The sequence below is a fragment of the Pseudenhygromyxa sp. WMMC2535 genome (genome assembly GCF_011083025.2).
Genome location: NZ_JABJWV010000001.1, coordinates 4,367,027 through 4,385,701, shown reverse-complemented (window position 1 = coordinate 4,385,701; position 18,675 = coordinate 4,367,027). Strand labels below are relative to the sequence as shown.

The window sequence follows — 18,675 nt, the reverse complement described above, 5'->3', positions numbered from 1 at the left end:
GGACCGCCGGTTGCTGACGAGGCGCGAGGAGGGAGTTTGTCGGGCACAAATGACTGACGAGCAACGAAGTCAGCGGCCGGTGCTCCAAGCCTGGGGCCCTTCAAGTCCTCTGCCGCGCACACTAGCGCGGATCCTGGCGCCGGGATTTTCGTCGAGGGCGCGAAGCCAAAACGCAGGTGTACCGGACGTACTGCAAGTTTTGGCGACAAAGCCCTCGGCGAAAAGACCAAGCGAGGTGTCGTGTTGGGTTTCACCACGGGCTCCTGAGGTATCGTCCCCCTCGATGACCGACCCCGCCTCACCGGACGACGCCCTCGACGAGTTCCAGGCCGCTCGTCGTCGCCAGCGTTGGACTCGACTGGCGGTGACGGCCGCGGCCTTCGTCCTGGCTGCCGGCCTGTTCGCCTGGTGGAGGCTGACGGGTCTGCCTCCCCTGGACGCGGACAAGGTCGAGGAGGTGAGCAAGGCCCTCGACGACCTCGACCACCTGCCGCGAGAGTATCACGCCCTGATCGCCGCCGAGGCCATGACCGAGCTCGAGGCCGCTCGCCTCCCTCCGGCCATGACCGAGGCCTTCGCCTCGCTGAAGATGGTCCCTCCCGAGCGGATCAGCGCGGTCGCGCTCCAGCCCTTCGCCGACGATCCCGAGTCCCTCGCGGCCTGGAGCGTCGCCTGCCCGGCCGGCCCCGCGGCGATCGCCGCGGCTGGTGAGAGCGGAGACGTCGACGCGCTCTTCGCCGACTGCAAGCTCGGGCGCTGGAGCCTGATCGACGGCACCGCCGCGCGCCGCCTCAGCGTGGGACGGCTGGTCCTGGCCCACGCCGCCTGGGGCTGGTTGGTCGATCACCACTCCGAGACCGAGCTCGAGCGCCGCATACTGCGGATCTTTTTGCAGGGGTGATCGACCCCATTCGTGTGGGCTCAGCTGACCTTGTTCGCCGCCACGCCGCGATAAGCCAGCGCCCCGAGCACGCCGCCGAGGATCGGCGCGACCCAAAACAGCCACAGCTGCGTCAGCGCCGGCCCGCCCGCGATGATGGCGGGGCCCGTGGACCGGGCGGGGTTGACCGAGAGGTTGGTGATCGGGATGCCCACGAGGTGGATCAGCGTGAGGCCCAGGCCAATGGCGATCGGCGCGAAGCCGACCGGCGCCCGCGGGTCGGTGGCGCCCATGATGATGAACAGGAACATGAAGGTCAGCACGACCTCGGCCAGACCACAGGCGACGAGCGAGTAGCCCCCCGGCGAGAGCTCGCCGTAGCCGTTGGAGGCGAAGGCCCCGGCCCCATTGCCCACGGAGAAGCCCGACACCCCCGAGGCGATCACGTAGAGCACGAGCGCGGCCAGGCAGGCGCCGATGACCTGCGCGCCGATATAGGGCGCCGCCTCCTTGGCCGGGTGGCGCCCGCCGACGACGAGGCCCAGGGTCACCGCGGGGTTGAGGTGACAGCCAGAGATGTGACCAATGGCGAAGGCCATCGTCAGCACGGTCAGGCCAAAGGCCAGGCTGACCCCGAGCAAGCCGATGCCGACGCCGGGAAAGGCGGCGGCATAGAGCGCGGAGCCGCAGCCACCAAAGACCAGCCAAAATGTACCGATGAGCTCGGCGGACAGCTTACGAGACAGAGGGATCATCGACGCCGACAGTAGCGGAGAGGTCCTGTTGGGAAAACATCATTGTGCTGTGGGCGGAGGTTTTTTCAGAGAGAAGATCGCGGGCTTCACGCAAATTCACACTAGTCATGATCGACGCTCGGTCTTTGTAAAGCTCGAGAGGCTCGGCTCCCAGGGGCAATGACACGCGACGGAAACACTCGGGGCGGAGACAATGCAGGTGGGCTTTTGTCGCATGGACATCATGCTCCGCACAGTTCGCATGTCGCGATATGCGATCTATATTTCATGCTAACAAAGCCAGTTGTCCGCGTGCCACACGCAAAGCGTCAGACATCTCGAATCGAGTCAATCAGCACAGGCAGGTGGCGCGGGCGTGCTGACGCCATCGCCAGCGCGCCCGCAGCTTCAATTGGGCCGAGCGTGCCGGGACGCGAGCTTCACATATCGGTGCGGGTCGGGACATGGCCAATTGGCGGGCGTGCTCAGAGCGCGGCGCGGAGCTCGGCCACGAGCACGCGTGGCGTCGCGCCGCCGATCGACCGAAAGTCGGCGATGAGGTGCGCCTGATCGTAGTAGCCCGCCTCCAAGGCGATCTTCGACCAGTCTGGTTCGTCGGCGCCTCGCCCCGCAGCCAGCGCGCGCTGGAAGCGACGGAGCCGGGCATAGGTCTTCGGGCTGACACCCATCGTGTCCCGAAAGACGCGACGGAAGTGTCGCTCGCTCAGGCCCAGCTGCTCGGCAACCATGGCGACCGACGCGAGCTCCAGCATCTCGGTGGCGGCGGCCACCAGCCCTGTATGCCCGCTCGGGCCTCCGCCGAGCTCGACCCGCTCGGCGATGGCCTCGCGCAGGATCCCCGCGCCGCTGTCCTCCTCGTCGCGAGCACGGGCGAGCCGATCGACCAGCCGCGCCGCCTCGCTCGGTCCCCACAGATCCGAGAGCTCGACTGTATGTCCAACGATGGACGCCGGCGGAGCGCCGAGCGCCGCTCGATACGCGCCGATGGGCAGGCGCGCGAAGATGGCCCGCTGGCCGCCGAGGATGGTCTTTCGGTAGACCCTTCGGCGGGCACCCATGGCGTGGACATCGAGGCCGTTTCGCGCCGACGACCCGTAGCGAACGCCAATATGAACTTCGACGCGGGGGATCCCAACACGCACCCGGGAGCGCGCCGACTCATCGACAGACCAGACCGCGATGGGGGAAGCCTTCGCGGAGACCATGGGACGAGTCTGTCGGGGGTAGCGCACCTACGCAAGGCCTGGCCGATTCTTCCAATCTCGAGCCGAGGGCGCCCGCTACACACACCGCATGCCAGACGTGCTCGTCACTGGAGCGACCGGAAAGGTCGGAAGCCGCCTCATCCCCCGCCTCGTTCGGCAGGGCAAGCGCGTCCGCGCCCTGGTCCGGGACCTCGAGCGCGGCGCCCCCCTCCGCGGAGAGTCGGTCGAGCTCGCGCTCGGCGATCTCCTCGACCCCGAGTCTCTGCGTGCCGCCGTCCGCGGTGTAGACACGGTCGTTCACTGCGCGGCCTTCTTTCGCGGCGCCACGCCGGAGCAGGCCCACGCCGTCAACGAGCAGGGTACGCGCCTGCTCGCCGAAGCGGCGCGGGAGGCATCTGTCCGGCGCTTCGTGTTCATCAGCACCTGCCTCGTCTATGGGCCGAAGCAGGGGGCGCTCACCGACGAGGACGCGAGCTGCTCACCGGTCGACGCCTATCCGCGCAGCAAGCTCGCCGCCGAGCGCCTGCTGCTCACGATGGAGGGGCTCGACGTGCGAGTGCTACGCCTGCCCTTCGTCTATGGCGACGGAGATCCACACATCGCCGAGGCGGTCCCGCTCATGCGCCACTTTCCGCCGCGCCAACGCCTCGCCATCGCGCACCACGCCGACGTGGCCGAGGCTGTCAATTTACTCCTCGACGCGCCGGCGCCCGCCCATCACATCTACAACCTCGTCGACGACGAGGCGCCAGATCACGCCGCGCTCTTTGCTGCCGTGGGAGAGCCGCCCCCGGATGGCTCTCAGCCCGGGCGCGCCCGCGCCTTCGATGTCTTGCCGGACGGTCGTCGCATCCGCGAGGAGCTTGGCTTTCAGCCGCGCTACCCACGGCTCGCCGACGCGCTAGTGTGCGCGCCAGAGGACTTGAAGGGTCTCAGGCGCCGGACCGCCGGTCGCTGACGAGGCGCGAGGAGGGAGTTTGTCGGGCACAAATGACTGACGAGCAACGAAGTCAGCGGCCGGTGCTCCAAGCCTGGGGCCCTTCAAGTCCTCTAGCGCGCACACTAGCGACAGGAGCGCTCTAGTGCGATGCACAGCAGCGGCGTCGCAGCGTGCGCCTGGAACACCCGCGCGCCTTCGGCCCTGACCACGCGCAGCGCAACATAGTCGATCCCGCATGGCGCTCCCCCTTCGACCTGCGCACGGCCAGAGAGCTTGACGCAGCCCGCGTCCCCACGGGCGATCGCCACGGTGAGCGCTTCGACGTGGACGAGGGCGTCGACGTGGGCTGGCGCGGGCTCGCTTCCCCCTCGACGCTCACTTTCTCGTCCGCTGCTGCGCTGGCCGCTGCGCCGGTCGAGTCGATCCGCCCACAACCCCTTGGCCCAGAAGAACACCGCGCCACGCCGGCTGAAGTGCAAGCTGACGTCGACCTCCCGCAGGCCGTCCGCGCCGGCCTTCCCTACGGCAGCGAGGACGTTCACCGCGCCGGTGCTGGTGAAGAACAGCCGCTCGCTGAGGCCGAGCTCGGCGAGGCTCACCCGGCTCTCGGCCGCCTCGAGAGCCTCTCTCTCGATCTCCCCGGGGAGCGGCTCGAAGATCCCCCCACGCAGGACGCCGCGCTCCCCGAGGGCGAGGACGCGGTCGGGCGGCCAGGCTCCCTGGAGTCCGGCGCCGAGGCGTCCGGCGAGCTCTTCGAGATAGGCGCCTGCGACAGACATCGGCTAGCGCTCCATGAGCCTGGAGGCGATGAGGGCCGAGGGCGTGCGGGCCTGGATGAGAGCTCCTTCCACGGCCAACCAAGCTAGCGAGCGACACGAGCGTGAAAGACCTACCGCGAGAGTGGGTCGCATGTGTCCTTTGCGGCCATTCCTTCGGCTGGGTGGTCGGCCGGGAGAAGTCTGCGCTGGGACTGCGCGGGGACGCTCATTGCCGCTGGACCGCTCTCGTACGATGAACTCGGGCACGGCCTTCGGGGAGCTGCGCGCTGTTGGCCAGGCGCTGTCGGCGTGGCTGCGCTGGGGGATCGAGAAGTCGCGGCTGTTTCCGCGCGCGATTGGGGGACTCTGCTCGAAGAGATCCCGGGCTGTCCGCTCGACGAGCGTCCCAGACCTCCCCCGAAGACAGTCTGAGAGTCTCCTTATTGGTCTTAAGATCAAAACAAGGGCGCAAAACACGCGATGCATCGCACCTCTCCGCGGGCCGATACCCAGGAGTGAGCTCCCCCAAGACCCAGAACAGCGCCCACCGACGAGCTCGAAATCGCGCACACAGCGATGCCCGATCGCACGCACGCGTTCGTGCTCGACCCATTCACCCTGGCAGCAGCTACAAGATCACCAAGCGCTGTCTCGAGCGCCGGATGTTCCTCGCGCCTGGCCACGACCCCGAGACCCTCCTCAACTTCATCGGCTACTGCCTCGCCCACTCCGCCAACAGCCACGGCATCGAGATCCACGCCGCCGTGATGATGTCGAACCACTATCACATCGACATCACCGACCCACATGGCCAGCTCGCCGCCTTCAAGCAGCTATTCAACAGCCTGCTCGCCCGCGGTCTCAACGTCATGCGCAGACGCTTCGATCGCTTTTGGTCTGGCGATGGAGCTTGTGACACTCGCCGCTCCAGCGATGACGACACCCTGGCCGATCTCGTCTACACCCTCACGAACCCCGTCAAAGCCGGTCTCGTCAAGTGGGCTCGGCAGTGGCCGGGCTTTTCGACCAGTGGCTGGCGATTTGGTGAAACGCGGAGCTTTCGCCGGCCTGACTGGTTTTTCGATGACGCGGGGAGCATGCCCCCTGAGGTCTCGCTGACCTTGGTCCGACCACGGGTGTTCTCTGAACTCGACGACGATCAGCTCTACGAGCGGCTCATCGCTGCGGTGCGAGCTGCCGAGTTCGAAGCGCAGTCCAAGCTCCGATCGAAAGGGCGACGCTTCATGGGGCTGCGGAAGCTCGCCAAGCAAGGGTGGAACCGGGCAGCATTGAGCGCTGAAGAGCGCTTTGGTGTCGCGCCGAAGGTCGCGGCATCGTCGAAGTGGCTGCGGATGGCTCTGCTGCAACGGGACCGAGCCTGGGAGCGCGCATACGCGGCTGCTCGAGAGGCTTGGCTCGCGGGAGAACAGGTGGAGTTTCCCTCTGGGACATACTGGCTGCGGCGCTTCGCAGGGGTGGCCGTGGCTCAGGGCCCTCCATGATGCTTCGATGCGACGTAGAAGAGGATTTACAGGGCGGCGAAGGGCGGTCCTGGTAAATCGCTTTGGTTGCTCGACAGCTTTGCCCACGAGAAATCCGTTTTTGTGGGGTGACTTGGCATGCAGAAGGCTTTCAATGGTGGTTTTGAGCCCTCACTCATGGTTCGGAAGACGCCTCGCACCATCTCTCGAGTGCTCGAGCTGCAGAGACTCCCAGACCGGGATCGCCGCAAAGACTCCCAGACCGGGATCCCACCATCTCTCGAGTGCTCGAGCTGCAAAGACTCCCAGACCGGGATCCCCTATCCTGCAGACCGGGATCCCCTATCCTCCCCCCGTGGACCTGCGCACCGCCGCCCTAACCCCCCCTCGCACCACCGCCGACCTCCCCCCAACCGGCGGCCACCTCCGCGCACGCCCAGAAGACTTCCAGGTCGAAGAACTCCCCGCCTACCCCCCCGACAACCGCCCCGGCCACCTCCTCCTCACCATGCAAAAGCGCGCCTTCAACAGCGAAGACGCCCTCCGTCAGATCGCCCGCCACCTCGCCCTCCCCCGCGTCGAGCTCGGCCTCGCCGGCCTCAAGGACCGCGACGCCCTCACCCGCCAGCGGATCAGCGTCCCCGCCCCGGACCCCGCCGCCACCCTCGAGCGCCTCGCCCAATTCCACCACCCCGCGATCACCCTCGACCTCGACACCGCCGCCCCCCACTCCCACAAGCTCCGTCGCGGTCACCTCCGCGGCAACCGCTTCCTCATCGTCATCCGCCAGCCCACCTGCCCCCTCCCCGACGCCCTCACCCGCGCCCAAGCCATCCTCACCCGCCTCGCCGCAGATCCCCAGGGCGGCCTCCCCAACCTCTACGGCGAGCAGCGCTTCGGCCGAGGCGGCGCCAACCTCGACAACGGCCTCGCCGCCCTGCGCGGCAAGAGCCGCGGACGCCGACCCAAGACCGCCGACCTCATCGTCAGCGCCGGCCAGTCCGCCCTCTTCAACCTCTACCTGTGCACACGCGCCGAGCGAGGCCAGCTGCGGACCGTCCTCCCCGGCGACGTCCTCCAAAAACGCGAGACCGGCGGCCTCTTCGTGTCCGAAGACCCAGCCACCGACCAGCGCCGCCTCGACGCCGGCGAGCTCGTGATCACCGGCCCCATGGTCGGCAGCAAGACCCGCGCCCCGGGCCCCGACACCCCCGCCGAGACCCTCGAGCGCGAGCTCCTCGCCGCCGCCAACATCGAGCCCGCCCGCCTCGCCAAGCTCGGCAAGCGCGTCCCAGGCACGCGGCGCCCTCTCCTGATCTGGCCGGTCCTCGACGGCCCCCCAGAGCTCGCCCCGCCACCGGACGACGCCCCCGAGCTCGGCCCCGGTGTGGCCCTGCGCTTTTGTCTGCCATCTGGGAGTTACGCGACCGTGTTGTTGCGGGAGATCATGGGCATCAACATGGGGTGAAAGCCCTCTACGCGCGCCCCGCGACCACGCCCAGACGATCGCCTCGTCGGAAAGAAGCCCACCACAGCCCCAAAAACACCGGCCACGGGCCCAGATCCTGGTCCGAGCGCGGCCTTTCAGCTACCGTTCGCGCGGCCCGATGAACCTTCAAGAAGCCTTTCTACAAATCGCGTTGCTCGGCGCCAACTGGGTGCTGTGGATCCTGGTCCTCCTGAGCTTCGCCAGCGTGGCCGTCGTCATCGAGCGTCTGCTCTTCTTCAAGTCCGTCTCCTCGGTCGACACCGAGCTGATGAAGCCCGTCGCCGAGCGCCTCGCCAACGACGACATCGAGGGCGCCGCCAAGGTCGTCAAGAACGCCCCCTCCCCCGGCGCGCGCATGCTCGCCTCCATGCTCGGCGTCGCCAAGCGCGGCGTCGGCTCGATGAAGGCCGTGCTCGAGGGCAACCGCGCCGCCGAGAAGCTCCGACTCGAGCGCAACCTGGGCTTCTTGGGCACCGTGGGCTCCAACGCCCCCTTCATCGGACTGTTCGGCACGGTCCTCGAGATCCTCCGAGTCTTCAACCAGCTCGGTGAGGCCGGCGTGACCACCGGCGACGAAGCCAAGGAGATCATGTCGGGCATCTCCGAGGCCCTCGTCGCCACCGCCATCGGCCTGCTCGTGGCGATCCCCGCCGTCATCGCCTACAACGCCTTCCAGCGCCAGGTGAAGCGCTCCCTGGCCCGGGCCGACGGGCTCACGGGCATGGCCCTGGCCCAACTCGCCGAGCGCGAGCCCGGCGCTTTCACGGACGAAGAGGACGAGGACTAGGCCATGGCCGCCGGTGGGCTCGACGAAGACGACGAGATCACGGGGATCAACATCACCCCGATGGTCGACATCATCTTGGTGCTGCTGGTGATCTTCATGGTCACCACCACCACCATCAACCAGATCGAGGGCATGGAGGTCGATAAGCCCGACGCCGCCTCCGGCAAGAACCTCGGTGAGCTGCCCCAGAGCATCGTGCTGGTCTGCCGCGGCGAGGACGAGTTCGCCATCGACGGCGAGCCCGTCGCGGGGGACAGCGCCGAGGCCGTCGACAGCCAGATCGCCGCTGCGATCAAGGCTCGGGTCGCCCAAAACCCCGAGCTCCAGGGCATCGTCAACTGCGACACCAAGGCTCAGGTCGGGGCCATGGTCCATCTCATCGACCTGCTACGCGAAAACGGCGTGACCAAGTACGCTATCGCCACCGAGCCCCCGCCGCGCGCCGAAGGCTGAAGCCGACGAGCCCCATGGCCGTCTCCATCGACCTGCTGACCTCGCACATCGCCCTGGCTGGGCCGGTCCAGCTCGTCGATCTCCTGAGGGTCTTCATCGACCCCAAGATTTTGCCGTGGCTGGCCGCCACCGTGGCGGCGCTGCTCTACGCCCTGTCCCGCGAGAAGACCGACTACGGGATCATCGCCGTGGTCGGCGGGACCTTGGCCCACCTGCTCTTCTTGCTGCTCGCGCTCTACCTCCCGCGGCTGCTCGACCTCGTCGAGCCCGAGCGGCCCGAGCTCATCGAATTCGAGGTCGCAACGCTCCCAGAACCCGAGCCGGAGCCAGAGCCAGAGCCAGAGCCGCCCCCCGAGGAAGAGCCCGAGACGGAGCCGGAACCCGAGCCGGAGCCAGAGCCAGAGGTCAAACCCAAGGAGCCGCCGCCCAAACCCAAGACCAAGCAGGCCCCCGAGCCCGATCCCGCGCCCCCCGGCGACCCGCCGCCCCCCAAGCGCTGGGACCTGTCGAGCACCACCCAGGGCGGCAGCAGCAACGTCCAGGTCCTCCAGGGCAGCGGCGGTCAGTACGGCGGCACCGGCTCCCCCGACAGCAAGGGCACCAAGAAGGGCCCCAAGGGCGGCGGTGATCCCAAGGGCGATCCCGAAGGCAGCACCTCCGTCTGGCAGCCGCGCAGCGAGCTCTTCGTCAAGGACCTGCCCAAGCCGCTCAAGGTCCCCAAGATCGAGTGCCCCGCCACCGCCGAGCTCGGCGTCCAGGGCGACGTGATCCTCAAGGTCCAGATCCAGCGCGACGGCAAGGTCCGCCAGGTCAAGGTGGTCAAGGGCATCGGCCAGGGCTGCGACGACATCGCCAAGAAGGCGCTCAAGAAGGCCCGCTTCAACCCGGCCATGGGCACCAACGGCAAGCCCGTGGACTTCGAGCTGCGCTACGAATACGCCTTCCGCGTCAACGACTGAGCCCTTTTCGAGCTCCGGCTCCTTGCCTATCATCTCCTCCAGCGCCGGCACGTCGCCGCGCCTCGAGCCAATGCCCCGGATCCGCGCCGCCCTCGCCGCCTTGCCCCTCGCCAGCTTGGTGCTCGGCGGCGCGAGTGGATGCTCGATCGACCTCCCCGACCCGCGGCTGATCATCAGCCACCGGGTGCTGGCGATCCGCACCGCCGTCACCACCCCCCTGGTCCCGGAGGACGCCGAGCTCGCCGACCAGCCCAAGGCCCAGGCCCTGCCCTTCGAGACCGTCACCCTCGAGCCCTTCATCGTTGACGAGTCCGGGGCCGTCGACCCCGACGAGCTCGACATCGTGTGGATCGCCTGCGAGCTCAGCATCAGCCAGAGCCTGTTCGCCTGCATCCAAGACGCGATGCCCCTGACCCTCGACGCGCTCCCGGCCTGCGAGGCCCCGAGCCTCGCCGACCTCCAGTCCCTCGAAGACGGCCTGCCCGAGCTCCCCAGCCCCTGCCTGATCGCCCGCGAGGGCTCCCCGGAGTACGTCGCCCCGCTCTCGGCCAACGTGCTGCTCAGCGGCGCCGTCGAGCTCACGATGATCGCTGGCGTCCCCGAGGGCACCGACACCGACACCTGCGCCCGCGAGCTCCTCGCCGGCGAGTACGACCTCCCCGACGACTGCCTCTACGCCGTCCAGCGCCTCGAGGTCGGCCCGATCGAGCAGCTGCTCGTGCTCGCCGAGAGCTTTGGCGCGGCGATCCCCGGCTTCGAGGCCCCCGACCCCGAGGACGTGCCCGAGGCCGACCGCAACCCGCGGATCACCGAGGTCCGCGTGGGCGCCATCAACGACCAGGGCCAGCAGATCGGCAACGCCCAGATCGTCAGCGCTGGCGACCTCGTCGAGGTCGAGCTCGGCGCGACCTTGCAAGTCGAGGTCGACTCCCCCGAAGAGGACCTCCAGACCTATCAGGTCGCCGTCAACAACGGCGAGAGCTACGAGGATCGCCAGGAGACCTACGAAGGCGACTGGTACGTGACCTGGGGCGAGCTCCTGGCCGGGACCAGCGACGACCCCCAAAGCTACAACCAGTGGACCCTCGAGCCCAACGATCAGGACGAGGAAGACACCCCGCCCGAAGGCCGCGCGCGCATGTACTACGTGGTCCGCGACGGCCGTCAGGGCGTGAACTGGTTTTGGTTCGAGATCGCCGCCGTCGACCCCGAGCAGGGCGAATAGCCGCTCGGGTGAGCAGCCCGCTCAGAGCGCGCGGTTGTAAGTCTCGCCGTCGATCACCGTGTTCTCGAGCACGATCTCGCTGACCGTGCGCCCGGGCTCGAGGATCGTCGGAGGATCGATGTAGAGCCGCCCAGGATCGTAGCTCCCGTCGACGGTGAACATCCCCCAGTCGCCCTCCCAAGCCAGCTCGTGGTTATCGAAGACATGCACCCCGCGCAGGCGCAGCGTCGAGTGATAGACCCCAAAGCCGCGCAGCAGCTCGCTGTCGTTGCCGGCGATGTCGACGTCCTCGTAGACCACATCGCGTGAATTGGAGATCGTCGAGAACTGCTCGCTGCAGTCGGTGATCACGCTGTCGTGCAGGCGCAGGCCGTCGACGCTGACCAGCGACAGCCCCTCCGTCCCGCTCCCGAACAAGGTCGTGCCCGCGATCAGCACGTTGCGCCCGTCGATGATCCGGACCACGTCGCCCATGCACCACCCGTACTCGGGGCGGTGCCCGATCGTCAGGTTGAAGAGCGCGAGGTTCTCGACGTTCGTGAAGCTCAGCACCGAGGCGTAGCTGTCGGCCTGGATCAGCGCCGTCGAGCCAGGGCCCACGCCGATCAGCGCGAGATCGTGGACATCGTGGATGCTCTCCCCGTCGTAGTAAGCCGAGTCCAGCCCGTGGCCCGGGCCCTCCGACTCCGTGATTTCATAGCGCCCCGGGTGGAGCAGGATCATCGTGTTGGGCGCGATCGCGGCGAGCAGCTCGCGGGTCTCGAACACCTCGACCGCGCGCATCAGCTCGATCCCCGCCCCGGCGGCCTCTTCCATGAATTCCTCGGGCGTCGTCACCGGCCGCGCCCAGTAGCGCAGACCCTCCACCGGCGGACTCCCGGCCGCGAGCATCCCGGGATCGGGGGTGACCTCGGCCTCGACGAAGGCCGCCGGCGGGGCCCCGCTCGCAGGCGACCGGGGGGGCGGCTCGCTCTCCCCCGCCGGCTTGGTCCGCGAGCAGCCCCCGAGCCACAGCGCGCCCACACACAGGAGCCACGCCCCCCCCGCCGTCCTCGGGCTCAGACTCCGGCTCGGACTCGGGTCTCGCGGGCGACCTGCCATCGCCCGCCAGCCTACACCCGCGCGGCGCCGAGGTGCAGTCGTGCGCACGGCTCGCAAAGCCGCCGCATTGCACGGCTCACCAGCGGTTCCTCCGCGAGCATGTCCACGCGCTCACCAGCGGCCCTGCACGCCCGCGATGAACTCGTAGGGGTAGCCCGGCTCGAACTTGCGCGCCGCCGTGATCGACTCGACCTGCTCATCGCTGAGCTCGAGCGTCGCCGCCTCCAGGTTGCTCTCGAGCTGCTTCATGGTCCGCGCGCCAAAGATCACGCTAGCGACCCCCGGGCGACGCAGCAGCCAGGCCAAGGTCACCGCCGCCGGCGAAGCCTCGAGCGCCTCGGCCACCGCGACGATCGCCTCGAGCACGTCCCAGGCCGGCGTGGTCTCGATCATCTTCTCGAAGCGCTTGCGCCAGACCTCGAGGCGCGCGCCCTCGGGCGGCGGCTGGTCCCGGCGGTACTTGCCGGTCAAGAACCCGCCCTCGAGGGGCGACCAGGGGATCAGCCCCAGGCCATCGTTGACGCAGATCGGGACGTGCTCGCGCTCGAGGTCCCGGGTCAGCGGCGAGTACTTCATCTGCAGCGCGACGAAGCGCTCGAGGCCCTCGACCTTGCTGGTCCACAGGCTGTCCTTGAGCCGGTGGGCCGCGTAGTTGCTGGCGCCGATGTAGAGCACCTTGCCCGCGCGCACGAGATCGTCGAGGGCGCGCAGCAGCTCGGCCTCGGGCACGTCGAGGTCCTGCATGTGGATCTGGTAGAGGTCGATGCGATCGGTCTGTAGCCGGCGCAGGCTGTCCTCCACCGTCTTGACGATGCGCCTGCGCGAGGCCCCCGTCCCGTTGGGGCCCGGGCTCATGCGAAAGCGAAACTTGGTCGCGAGCACGACCTCGTCGCGGCGCCCGCTGTTCGTGAACCAGTCGCCGATCACCCGCTCCGAGAGCCCGTCTTGGCCGTAGACGTCGGCCGTGTCGATGAAATTGACCCCCGCCTCGAGGGCGCGCTCGAGGATCGCGTGGGCCGTGGCCTCGTCCGACGAGACCTTGTGCATGAACGACTTCTCGTCGGCCTCGCCAAAGGTCATCGTGCCCAGGCACAAGGTCGAGACCTTCAGGCCGCTCGCTCCGAGGTTGCGGTACTCCATGGCGCGACCCTAGCAGCCAGCTCCGGGTCAGCCTACGCGAGCGCGCGCGGCCCTCCCCATCCGGGCGGCCCGGCGAGGAGAGCCACGCACCGCTCGCTCACTCGGCCGCCGCGGCGTCCTCGGCCCGCGCCTGCTCGACGAGCTCGCCGAGGAATTTCTCGGGGTCTTCCTTCACCTGATCCAGGCACTCGCCCGAGCAGCAAAACACGAAGTCGTAACCCTCGTAGGTGTAGCGCCCCGAGTCCGCCTCGACCTCGAAGACCTTGCCCGAGATCGGGCACACGGTGGCATCACCGACCTGCGCCTTCCAGTTGTCGACGACCTCACGGTCCTCGGGCGCAGCTTCGGCTTCGGGCGCAGCTTCGGCTTCGGCTTCGGCGGCCGGCTCCGGGTTCGTCGTCTCGCCCTTTTCACAGGCCGTGAACGAAGCCATGAGCGCGATCGCAAAGATCCAGTGCGGTGTGCGGAACATCGCACGAATCCTACGCGAAGAAGCTTCGAATACCGAATATGCTCCTCGCCATGGAGCACTCCGAGACCGGCGCCTCTGCAATCGAGACCTCGCTGATCGCTCACCCCGAGGCCTATGACGAGTGGCTCGTATACGCCGACGCCCTGTCCAAGGCCGGAGATCCCCGCGGAGAGCTCATCGCCATCGGCGTGGCCCTGCGCCGCGGTCAAGGCGACGCCGACACATTGCGCGCACGCGAAGACGCCCTGCTCCAGGCCAACGCCGAGGCCTGGTTCGGCAAGCTCGCCAGCCACACCGACTGGCGAGACTGCTTCGCGTGGACGCTACAGACCGGCTATTGGGGACGGATCCGCTGCTGGAAGGACTACGACCACGAGCACGTCGACGTCTCCGCGCTGCTGACCTACGCCCTCGCCCACCCGAGCGCCAAATTCCTGCGCGAGCTCGACCTCGGCATCACCGACCTCGAAGCCGACGAGGGCTACGCGCCCTGCATCCGCGCCCTCGTCGAGCACGGCCCCATGCCCAGCTTGCGGCGCATGACCATCGGCGACTTCCAATACCCCGAAGAGAGCGACATCTCGAGCGTCATCGTCGACGACATCGGCCCGCTGTGGCCGCTGCTTCCAAAGCTCGAAATGCTCGAGCTCCAGGGCGCCTTCATCGAGCTCAGGCACCCACGCAGCGCTCGCCTGCGCAAGCTCGTGCTGCACACGGGCGGCCTCCCGGGCGAAGCCGCCGAGTCCCTCGCCGAGGCCGAGCTCCCCGCCCTCGAGCACCTCGAGGTGTGGTTCGGCACCGACGAATACGGCGGCACCTGCAACGCCAACCACGCCCTGGGGATCCTCCAAAACCCAAGGTTCACCAAGCTCGAGCACCTCGCCCTCGCCAACGCCGACTTCGCCGACGAGCTCGCCGCGGCCCTCGCCGCCCAGCTGCGCTTCCCCGGCCTGCCCCCTGCCCTGCGCAGCCTCGACCTATCCATGGGCACCATGACCGACGCCGGCGCGGAGCTCTTGCTGCCCATCGCCGAGCTCCTGCGCCGCCTCGGCGCCCTCGACCTCTCGCAGAACTTCCTCTCGCCAGCCATGGTCTCTCGCCTGCGCCTGGCCCTGCCCAACGCCCGCCTCGACGACCAAAAGCAGGGCGAAGAGGGCTGGTACTACGTCAGCGTGGGAGAGTGAGCATGTACGCGTTCTCCAAGGACCAATCCCAGCTCGTGTTCATGGACTGCTTTGGCCTGACCCGGCTCGGCCGCGATCAGGGCATCGCCACCAACACCACCGTCGGCGGCAGCGACTCCGCCGGCCGCGTCTCGATCTCCGCCAGCGGCAGCCTGGCCGCGAGCCACGGCAGCCCCAACGACCCGGCCTTGCTGTGGACCGTGGCCGACCTCCAGATCGCCGAGCGCCTGCCGCGACGCGGCGTCACCATCCTCCCCGCGGGGACCCACTACCTGCTCGACGCCCCCGGCAGCCTCGAGCTCGTCCCCCTCAGCCGCGCGGTCCGCCTGCCCCTGCGCCTCGACGCGCCCGCCAGGCCCAAAGCCGAGTCCAGGACCAAGCCCCGCTCCGCCCCGATCCCCCTCGATCTCGCGGGCCGCAGCGCCACCGCTGCACGCCTCCCGGCCCTCGCCCTCGGCCACGGCACCCCCGAGGTCCCCCGGCCCATACACCTCGCCCACGACGGCACCTTGCTGTGCTGGGACCGCGAGCAGCTGGTCTGCGCCACGCTCACCGGCGCCGCCCTCAGCCCGCGCTGGCGACGGACGATCACCACCGCCCCCGACGCCCGCCTCGAGCTATACGCCGACGCCCAGCGCTGTGTCTTGCTGATCCACCACGGTCGGCGCTGGACCGTCGACGTGCTCGCCGGCGACGACGCGTGGCGCTTCGACATCGAGAGCCTCGGCGTCCCCACCGTCGCCGGGCGCTGGCTCGCCTACCAGCCCGCCCACGATCGCGTCCTTCGCCTCGACCTCGGCGGCGCGGACACCAGCGAGCACCCCCTGCCCTCCACCTGCGTCGGCGTCGGCTCGATCTTCGCCAGCGCCGAGGGCCGCCTCTACTTCCTGCCCGCCCACCGCGAGAGCGTCCTCAACCTGCACACCGGCGAGGCGCACTCCCGCCAGCTCCCAGCCGACCAGCTCGAAGCCCGGCGGGCCATCCTCGCCACCGCCTTGCCCTACCGCGACGCCGCCCAGCACAGCGGCGTCACCATCGAGCTCGAGCGCGTCGAGCTCGACTCCAGGCAGGCCTCCGCCTCCCTCACCCACCGCCTCGCCGGCAGCGGCCCGCTCCTCGCGGCCTTGCTCGCTGGCCACAGCCACAGCGCCTGGCGCCGCTTCCCCATGCCCCCCGGCTGGCAGCTGGGCAGCCACGGATCCCGAGGCGAAGTCCGCAGCCCCGACGAGCCCACCGCTGGCCGCATCGTCGACAGCTACGCCGCCCTCGCCAGCGCGGGCGTCGGCTTCGCCACCACCACCCGCTACTGGGCCAAGCGCCTCGAAGACGACCAGCAGCAGCTCCGCGACCCCGCCGCCCTCGCCCTCCTCGCCCAGGCCCTCCTCGCCATCGTCCGCGACGGCCCCGACACCCCCGCAGACTTCAACACCCTCCTCGCCCGCGGCTGGCCCACCCTCGACGACGCCACCGCCGCCTTCGCTCACTACCCCCAGCGCACCCGCCAGCTCGACGACAGCGTCACCGCCCTCGCCGGCGCCCTCTTCAACCTCCTGCTTGGCGTCGAAGCCGCCCGCCTGTGGAGCTTCATCTACATCGACACCCCCTGGCCCAACGGCGTCGGCTCCCACTACGGCGACTTCGACCGCAAAGCCATCCGCCCCCTGCTGCGCGCGCACCCCAAGACCGCCCAGATCTTCCGCGCCAAGCTCCGCACCCCCGCTCGCCCTGACGACCCCCGCCGCTTCCACCTCGACCAGCTGCGCGACCTGCTCGCATAGCCAGGCACATGTGAGCCCCGGCACGTCCCCCTTGCACGACCACCCTCGCGTCGCATAGTCTGGCCGTCACACGTCGTTCCAGCGGAACAACTTCAGGGGGTGCATTGGCGTTCGACGTGGGTACGGAAGGTGAAGACAGCGTGCCGTGGGCCCAACGCCACGTAAAAACGTCGGGAAAACACAGCTGCCAACGACAGCAACTACGGCCGTATGGCCGTTGCGGCCTAATAAGCCACACGTTCACGGGTGAGGTGCTCCAGTAGTTCGTGAACGTCATCACAGGAGCTAGCGGTTCGGGCGCCCCGATCGGGCCGCGAAATTTAGGGGATCGCTCTCGAGAGGGCCCGCTGGTGGGCATGCGCGAGGGTTAAATCCAAGTACACCGGCTACGCACGTAGACGTCCCATCGGAAGGCTCGCGGACCCGGGTTCGACTCCCGGCGCCTCCACTCGAAAACGGGTAGCTAGGGCATCCTAGCTACCCGTTTTCAATTTTTGGCGTTCCATGTGCTGTCCATGTGCTGTGCGCGTGCTGCGGTTCGAGCAGCTCCACAGCGTCGCGCAGGGTCGACTCAGCAAGGTGCGCGTAGCGCATCGTGATGTCGATGCTCTGGTGACCGAGCAGCTCCTGAACGGCCTTGAGCGGCACGCCACGCATGACCAGATGCGAGGCAAAGCTGTGCCGCAGGTCGTGCCAGCCGAGCTCGAGGATCCCGGCCTTTCGCTGCGCCCGACGTAGGGGCCACTTCGTCTGGCCCTTGCTCAACATGTTCCCGTCTTCTTGGCAGAAGACCCACGGGCCCCGCAGGTGGCGATGCCGCTGCAGGGCCTGCACGACCGACGCCCCGAGGGGCATGTCTCGCGACTTGCCGCTCTTGGGCGTCCCGATCACGCCGCGCGTCACCGAGCGCTGCACGAGCATGCGACCGCGAGCGAGATCGATGTCCCCCCATTGCAGCGCCCGCGGCTCCCCGAGTCGCAACCCCGTGCGCAGCGCGAGGACGATCATCCCCTGCCACTCGGGCTCCGATTCGCTCGCGGCGATCAGTCGATCCGCTTCGTCGAAGTCGAGGAAGCGGAAGCTCGGCGCCGGAGCGGCGAGCCACACGATCCGGGGGACCTGCTCGAGCAGGCCCCAGTCGACTGCGGTGGTCAGCGTCTTGCGAAGCACGGTGAGCTGGTTATTCACCGTCTTCTTTGCGTGGGTCTTGAGCTTGGCCGCCTTGTAGCGCTCGATCTCTCGCATGCCGATGTCCCCGAGCCGCATGCGGCCGAAGAAGGGCACCAGATGCTTGCCGAAGATCGTTCGCTTGGACACCACCTCGCTGTGCTTGTTGTTGACCTCGGCGTAGTTGGCCAGGAACTCCTCGGCAAACTCCCCGAAAGTCGGCGCCTGCACGGGCGCCGGGGCTGGTGCTTCTTCCTTTCCGAACGCACCGTCGAGCAACGCCTGCCTGACCTCGCGTTCGTACTGCTCGGCACCCCGCTTGGTCTGCACCGGCGAGACCTTGCGAATGGTCTGCCGGGAGCCGTTAGGGTGTTTGTATTCGATGTGGACCATCCACTTCTCATGAACGCGACCTTGCTTGTCGCGCCATTTTCGCTTCCTAACGCTCATCTCCATTACCTTTCGGATGGGGATGACGCGCGCTTGGTTGGGCCGAGATACCATACCCGGGGACGGTGCACCACTGTGGCACGGCTCAGCCTCCCACCTGGCCGCTGGTGCGGATCCACGTCAGCACGGCCTCCCGGTGGAAGCGAAGAACACGGCCGATACGGACTACACCCGGGATCTCATCGCGCTGGACGGCTTCGTAGATGGTCTTGCGGTTGACCCGGAGGAGCGAGGCAACCTCGTCGGCTGTCATGACTTCGGGACTTGATGAGTGGTCCCTCATTCACCGATTCTGGCAGCCCTGGCTCGTCAAAACTAGCTGGCCGTGAGAGTGGACCCCGGCACACCCCGGGCTAGGGCGACTCAAGGCCCACAACGATCGTCAGCTGGGTGGACCTTCGTCCGCGACGGACAGTAGTAACTTCGTTGAGACTCAGACCGGGTGTCAATT

Annotated in this window: 18 protein-coding genes and 1 other RNA gene; 11 read left to right on the top strand and 8 right to left on the bottom strand. The window is 68.4% G+C overall.

Annotated elements, in window-relative coordinates; translation table 11 throughout:
- The first annotated feature begins 283 nt into the window (after nucleotides 1-283).
- Nucleotides 284-901: a hypothetical protein gene (locus G6O69_RS17295; RefSeq protein WP_172304603.1), complete on the top strand. Its 618-nt coding sequence runs from the start codon at nucleotides 284-286 to the stop codon at nucleotides 899-901.
- Nucleotides 902-921: 20 nt separating this feature from the next.
- Here G6O69_RS17295 and aqpZ read toward each other — a convergent pair whose 3' ends face one another.
- Together aqpZ and G6O69_RS17285 are read right to left on the bottom strand one after the other, a co-directional pair.
- Nucleotides 922-1,635, bottom strand: coding sequence for an aquaporin Z (aqpZ, locus tag G6O69_RS17290; protein ID WP_172304602.1), 714 nt, complete (start codon nucleotides 1,633-1,635; stop codon nucleotides 922-924).
- A gap of 464 nt (nucleotides 1,636-2,099) precedes the next feature.
- Nucleotides 2,100-2,840, bottom strand: coding sequence for a helix-turn-helix transcriptional regulator (locus G6O69_RS17285; protein WP_176396903.1), 741 nt, complete (start codon nucleotides 2,838-2,840; stop codon nucleotides 2,100-2,102).
- Between the two features lie 88 nt (nucleotides 2,841-2,928).
- On the opposite strand from G6O69_RS17285, the gene G6O69_RS17280 reads away from it, so the two are divergent.
- The gene (locus G6O69_RS17280) at nucleotides 2,929-3,798 is read left to right on the top strand and encodes an NAD-dependent epimerase/dehydratase family protein (RefSeq protein WP_172304600.1); all 870 of its coding nucleotides are present in this window, start codon (nucleotides 2,929-2,931) and stop codon (nucleotides 3,796-3,798) included.
- 104 nt (nucleotides 3,799-3,902) lie between these two features.
- Here G6O69_RS17280 and G6O69_RS17275 read toward each other — a convergent pair whose 3' ends face one another.
- Nucleotides 3,903-4,559 (bottom strand): hypothetical protein, encoded by a 657-nt coding sequence (locus G6O69_RS17275; RefSeq protein WP_172304599.1) that lies wholly within the window; start codon nucleotides 4,557-4,559, stop codon nucleotides 3,903-3,905.
- Between the two features lie 641 nt (nucleotides 4,560-5,200).
- Here G6O69_RS17275 and G6O69_RS17270 point away from each other — a divergent pair.
- The 6 genes from G6O69_RS17270 to G6O69_RS17245 all read left to right on the top strand — a co-directional run bounded on the left by G6O69_RS17270 (nucleotide 5,201) and on the right by G6O69_RS17245 (nucleotide 10,932).
- Nucleotides 5,201-6,040 (top strand): hypothetical protein, encoded by an 840-nt coding sequence (locus G6O69_RS17270; protein ID WP_172304598.1) that lies wholly within the window; start codon nucleotides 5,201-5,203, stop codon nucleotides 6,038-6,040.
- Nucleotides 6,041-6,374: 334 nt separating this feature from the next.
- The gene (locus G6O69_RS17265) at nucleotides 6,375-7,487 is read left to right on the top strand and encodes a tRNA pseudouridine(13) synthase TruD (RefSeq protein WP_172304597.1); all 1,113 of its coding nucleotides are present in this window, start codon (nucleotides 6,375-6,377) and stop codon (nucleotides 7,485-7,487) included.
- Between the two features lie 139 nt (nucleotides 7,488-7,626).
- Nucleotides 7,627-8,295: a MotA/TolQ/ExbB proton channel family protein gene (locus G6O69_RS17260; RefSeq protein WP_172304596.1), complete on the top strand. Its 669-nt coding sequence runs from the start codon at nucleotides 7,627-7,629 to the stop codon at nucleotides 8,293-8,295.
- A gap of 3 nt (nucleotides 8,296-8,298) precedes the next feature.
- The gene (locus G6O69_RS17255) at nucleotides 8,299-8,748 is read left to right on the top strand and encodes a biopolymer transporter ExbD (protein ID WP_172304595.1); all 450 of its coding nucleotides are present in this window, start codon (nucleotides 8,299-8,301) and stop codon (nucleotides 8,746-8,748) included.
- Between the two features lie 14 nt (nucleotides 8,749-8,762).
- Nucleotides 8,763-9,707 (top strand): energy transducer TonB, encoded by a 945-nt coding sequence (locus G6O69_RS17250; RefSeq protein WP_172304594.1) that lies wholly within the window; start codon nucleotides 8,763-8,765, stop codon nucleotides 9,705-9,707.
- Between the two features lie 22 nt (nucleotides 9,708-9,729).
- Nucleotides 9,730-10,932, top strand: coding sequence for a hypothetical protein (locus tag G6O69_RS17245; protein ID WP_176396902.1), 1,203 nt, complete (start codon nucleotides 9,730-9,732; stop codon nucleotides 10,930-10,932).
- Nucleotides 10,933-10,953: 21 nt separating this feature from the next.
- Here the strand turns inward: G6O69_RS17245 and G6O69_RS17240 are convergent, their stop codons facing one another.
- From G6O69_RS17240 to G6O69_RS17230, 3 genes are all read right to left on the bottom strand, one after another.
- Nucleotides 10,954-11,955: a hypothetical protein gene (locus G6O69_RS17240; RefSeq protein WP_172304592.1), complete on the bottom strand. Its 1,002-nt coding sequence runs from the start codon at nucleotides 11,953-11,955 to the stop codon at nucleotides 10,954-10,956.
- Between the two features lie 189 nt (nucleotides 11,956-12,144).
- Nucleotides 12,145-13,173 carry an aldo/keto reductase gene (locus tag G6O69_RS17235; RefSeq protein WP_172304591.1) on the bottom strand — a complete coding sequence of 343 codons (1,029 nt, stop codon included), beginning with the start codon at nucleotides 13,171-13,173 and terminating at the stop codon, nucleotides 12,145-12,147.
- A gap of 97 nt (nucleotides 13,174-13,270) precedes the next feature.
- Entirely contained in the window at nucleotides 13,271-13,645 is a 375-nt protein-coding gene (locus G6O69_RS17230; RefSeq protein ID WP_172304590.1) for a hypothetical protein, read from the bottom strand.
- 50 nt (nucleotides 13,646-13,695) lie between these two features.
- Here G6O69_RS17230 and G6O69_RS17225 point away from each other — a divergent pair, with 50 nt between their 5' ends.
- The 3 genes from G6O69_RS17225 to ssrA all read left to right on the top strand — a co-directional run bounded on the left by G6O69_RS17225 (nucleotide 13,696) and on the right by ssrA (nucleotide 17,058).
- A complete protein-coding gene (locus tag G6O69_RS17225) occupies nucleotides 13,696-14,829 on the top strand; it encodes a hypothetical protein (RefSeq protein ID WP_172304589.1) in 1,134 nt (377 codons plus the stop codon).
- Nucleotides 14,826-16,607: a hypothetical protein gene (locus G6O69_RS17220; RefSeq protein WP_172304588.1), complete on the top strand. Its 1,782-nt coding sequence runs from the start codon at nucleotides 14,826-14,828 to the stop codon at nucleotides 16,605-16,607. The genes G6O69_RS17225 and G6O69_RS17220 overlap by 4 nt, the downstream gene beginning before the upstream one ends.
- Nucleotides 16,608-16,702: 95 nt before the next feature.
- Nucleotides 16,703-17,058: a transfer-messenger RNA gene (gene ssrA / locus G6O69_RS17215) on the top strand.
- 26 nt (nucleotides 17,059-17,084) lie between these two features.
- Here the strand turns inward: ssrA and G6O69_RS17210 are convergent.
- Together G6O69_RS17210 and G6O69_RS17205 are read right to left on the bottom strand one after the other, a co-directional pair.
- A complete protein-coding gene (locus G6O69_RS17210; protein ID WP_255215805.1) occupies nucleotides 17,085-18,224 on the bottom strand; it encodes a tyrosine-type recombinase/integrase in 1,140 nt (379 codons plus the stop codon).
- A gap of 85 nt (nucleotides 18,225-18,309) precedes the next feature.
- A complete protein-coding gene (locus tag G6O69_RS17205; RefSeq protein ID WP_275943083.1) occupies nucleotides 18,310-18,477 on the bottom strand; it encodes a helix-turn-helix domain-containing protein in 168 nt (55 codons plus the stop codon).
- Nucleotides 18,478-18,675 lie beyond the last annotated feature (198 nt).

Excerpts from the sequence above, each read along its gene's own strand:
- G6O69_RS17295 (WP_172304603.1), top strand. The coding sequence starts at position 284 with ATGACCGACCCCGCCTCACCGGACGACGCCCTCGACGAGTTCCAGGCC.
- aqpZ (WP_172304602.1), bottom strand. The coding sequence starts at position 1,635 with ATGATCCCTCTGTCTCGTAAGCTGTCCGCCGAGCTCATCGGTACATTT.
- G6O69_RS17285 (WP_176396903.1), bottom strand. The coding sequence starts at position 2,840 with ATGGTCTCCGCGAAGGCTTCCCCCATCGCGGTCTGGTCTGTCGATGAG.
- G6O69_RS17280 (WP_172304600.1), top strand. The coding sequence starts at position 2,929 with ATGCCAGACGTGCTCGTCACTGGAGCGACCGGAAAGGTCGGAAGCCGC.
- G6O69_RS17275 (WP_172304599.1), bottom strand. The coding sequence starts at position 4,559 with ATGTCTGTCGCAGGCGCCTATCTCGAAGAGCTCGCCGGACGCCTCGGC.
- G6O69_RS17270 (WP_172304598.1), top strand. The coding sequence starts at position 5,201 with ATGTTCCTCGCGCCTGGCCACGACCCCGAGACCCTCCTCAACTTCATC.
- G6O69_RS17260 (WP_172304596.1), top strand. The coding sequence starts at position 7,627 with ATGAACCTTCAAGAAGCCTTTCTACAAATCGCGTTGCTCGGCGCCAAC.
- G6O69_RS17255 (WP_172304595.1), top strand. The coding sequence starts at position 8,299 with ATGGCCGCCGGTGGGCTCGACGAAGACGACGAGATCACGGGGATCAAC.
- G6O69_RS17250 (WP_172304594.1), top strand. The coding sequence starts at position 8,763 with ATGGCCGTCTCCATCGACCTGCTGACCTCGCACATCGCCCTGGCTGGG.
- G6O69_RS17235 (WP_172304591.1), bottom strand. The coding sequence starts at position 13,173 with ATGGAGTACCGCAACCTCGGAGCGAGCGGCCTGAAGGTCTCGACCTTG.
- G6O69_RS17230 (WP_172304590.1), bottom strand. The coding sequence starts at position 13,645 with ATGTTCCGCACACCGCACTGGATCTTTGCGATCGCGCTCATGGCTTCG.
- G6O69_RS17225 (WP_172304589.1), top strand. The coding sequence starts at position 13,696 with ATGGAGCACTCCGAGACCGGCGCCTCTGCAATCGAGACCTCGCTGATC.
- G6O69_RS17210 (WP_255215805.1), bottom strand. The coding sequence starts at position 18,224 with ATGAGCGTTAGGAAGCGAAAATGGCGCGACAAGCAAGGTCGCGTTCAT.
- G6O69_RS17205 (WP_275943083.1), bottom strand. The coding sequence starts at position 18,477 with ATGACAGCCGACGAGGTTGCCTCGCTCCTCCGGGTCAACCGCAAGACC.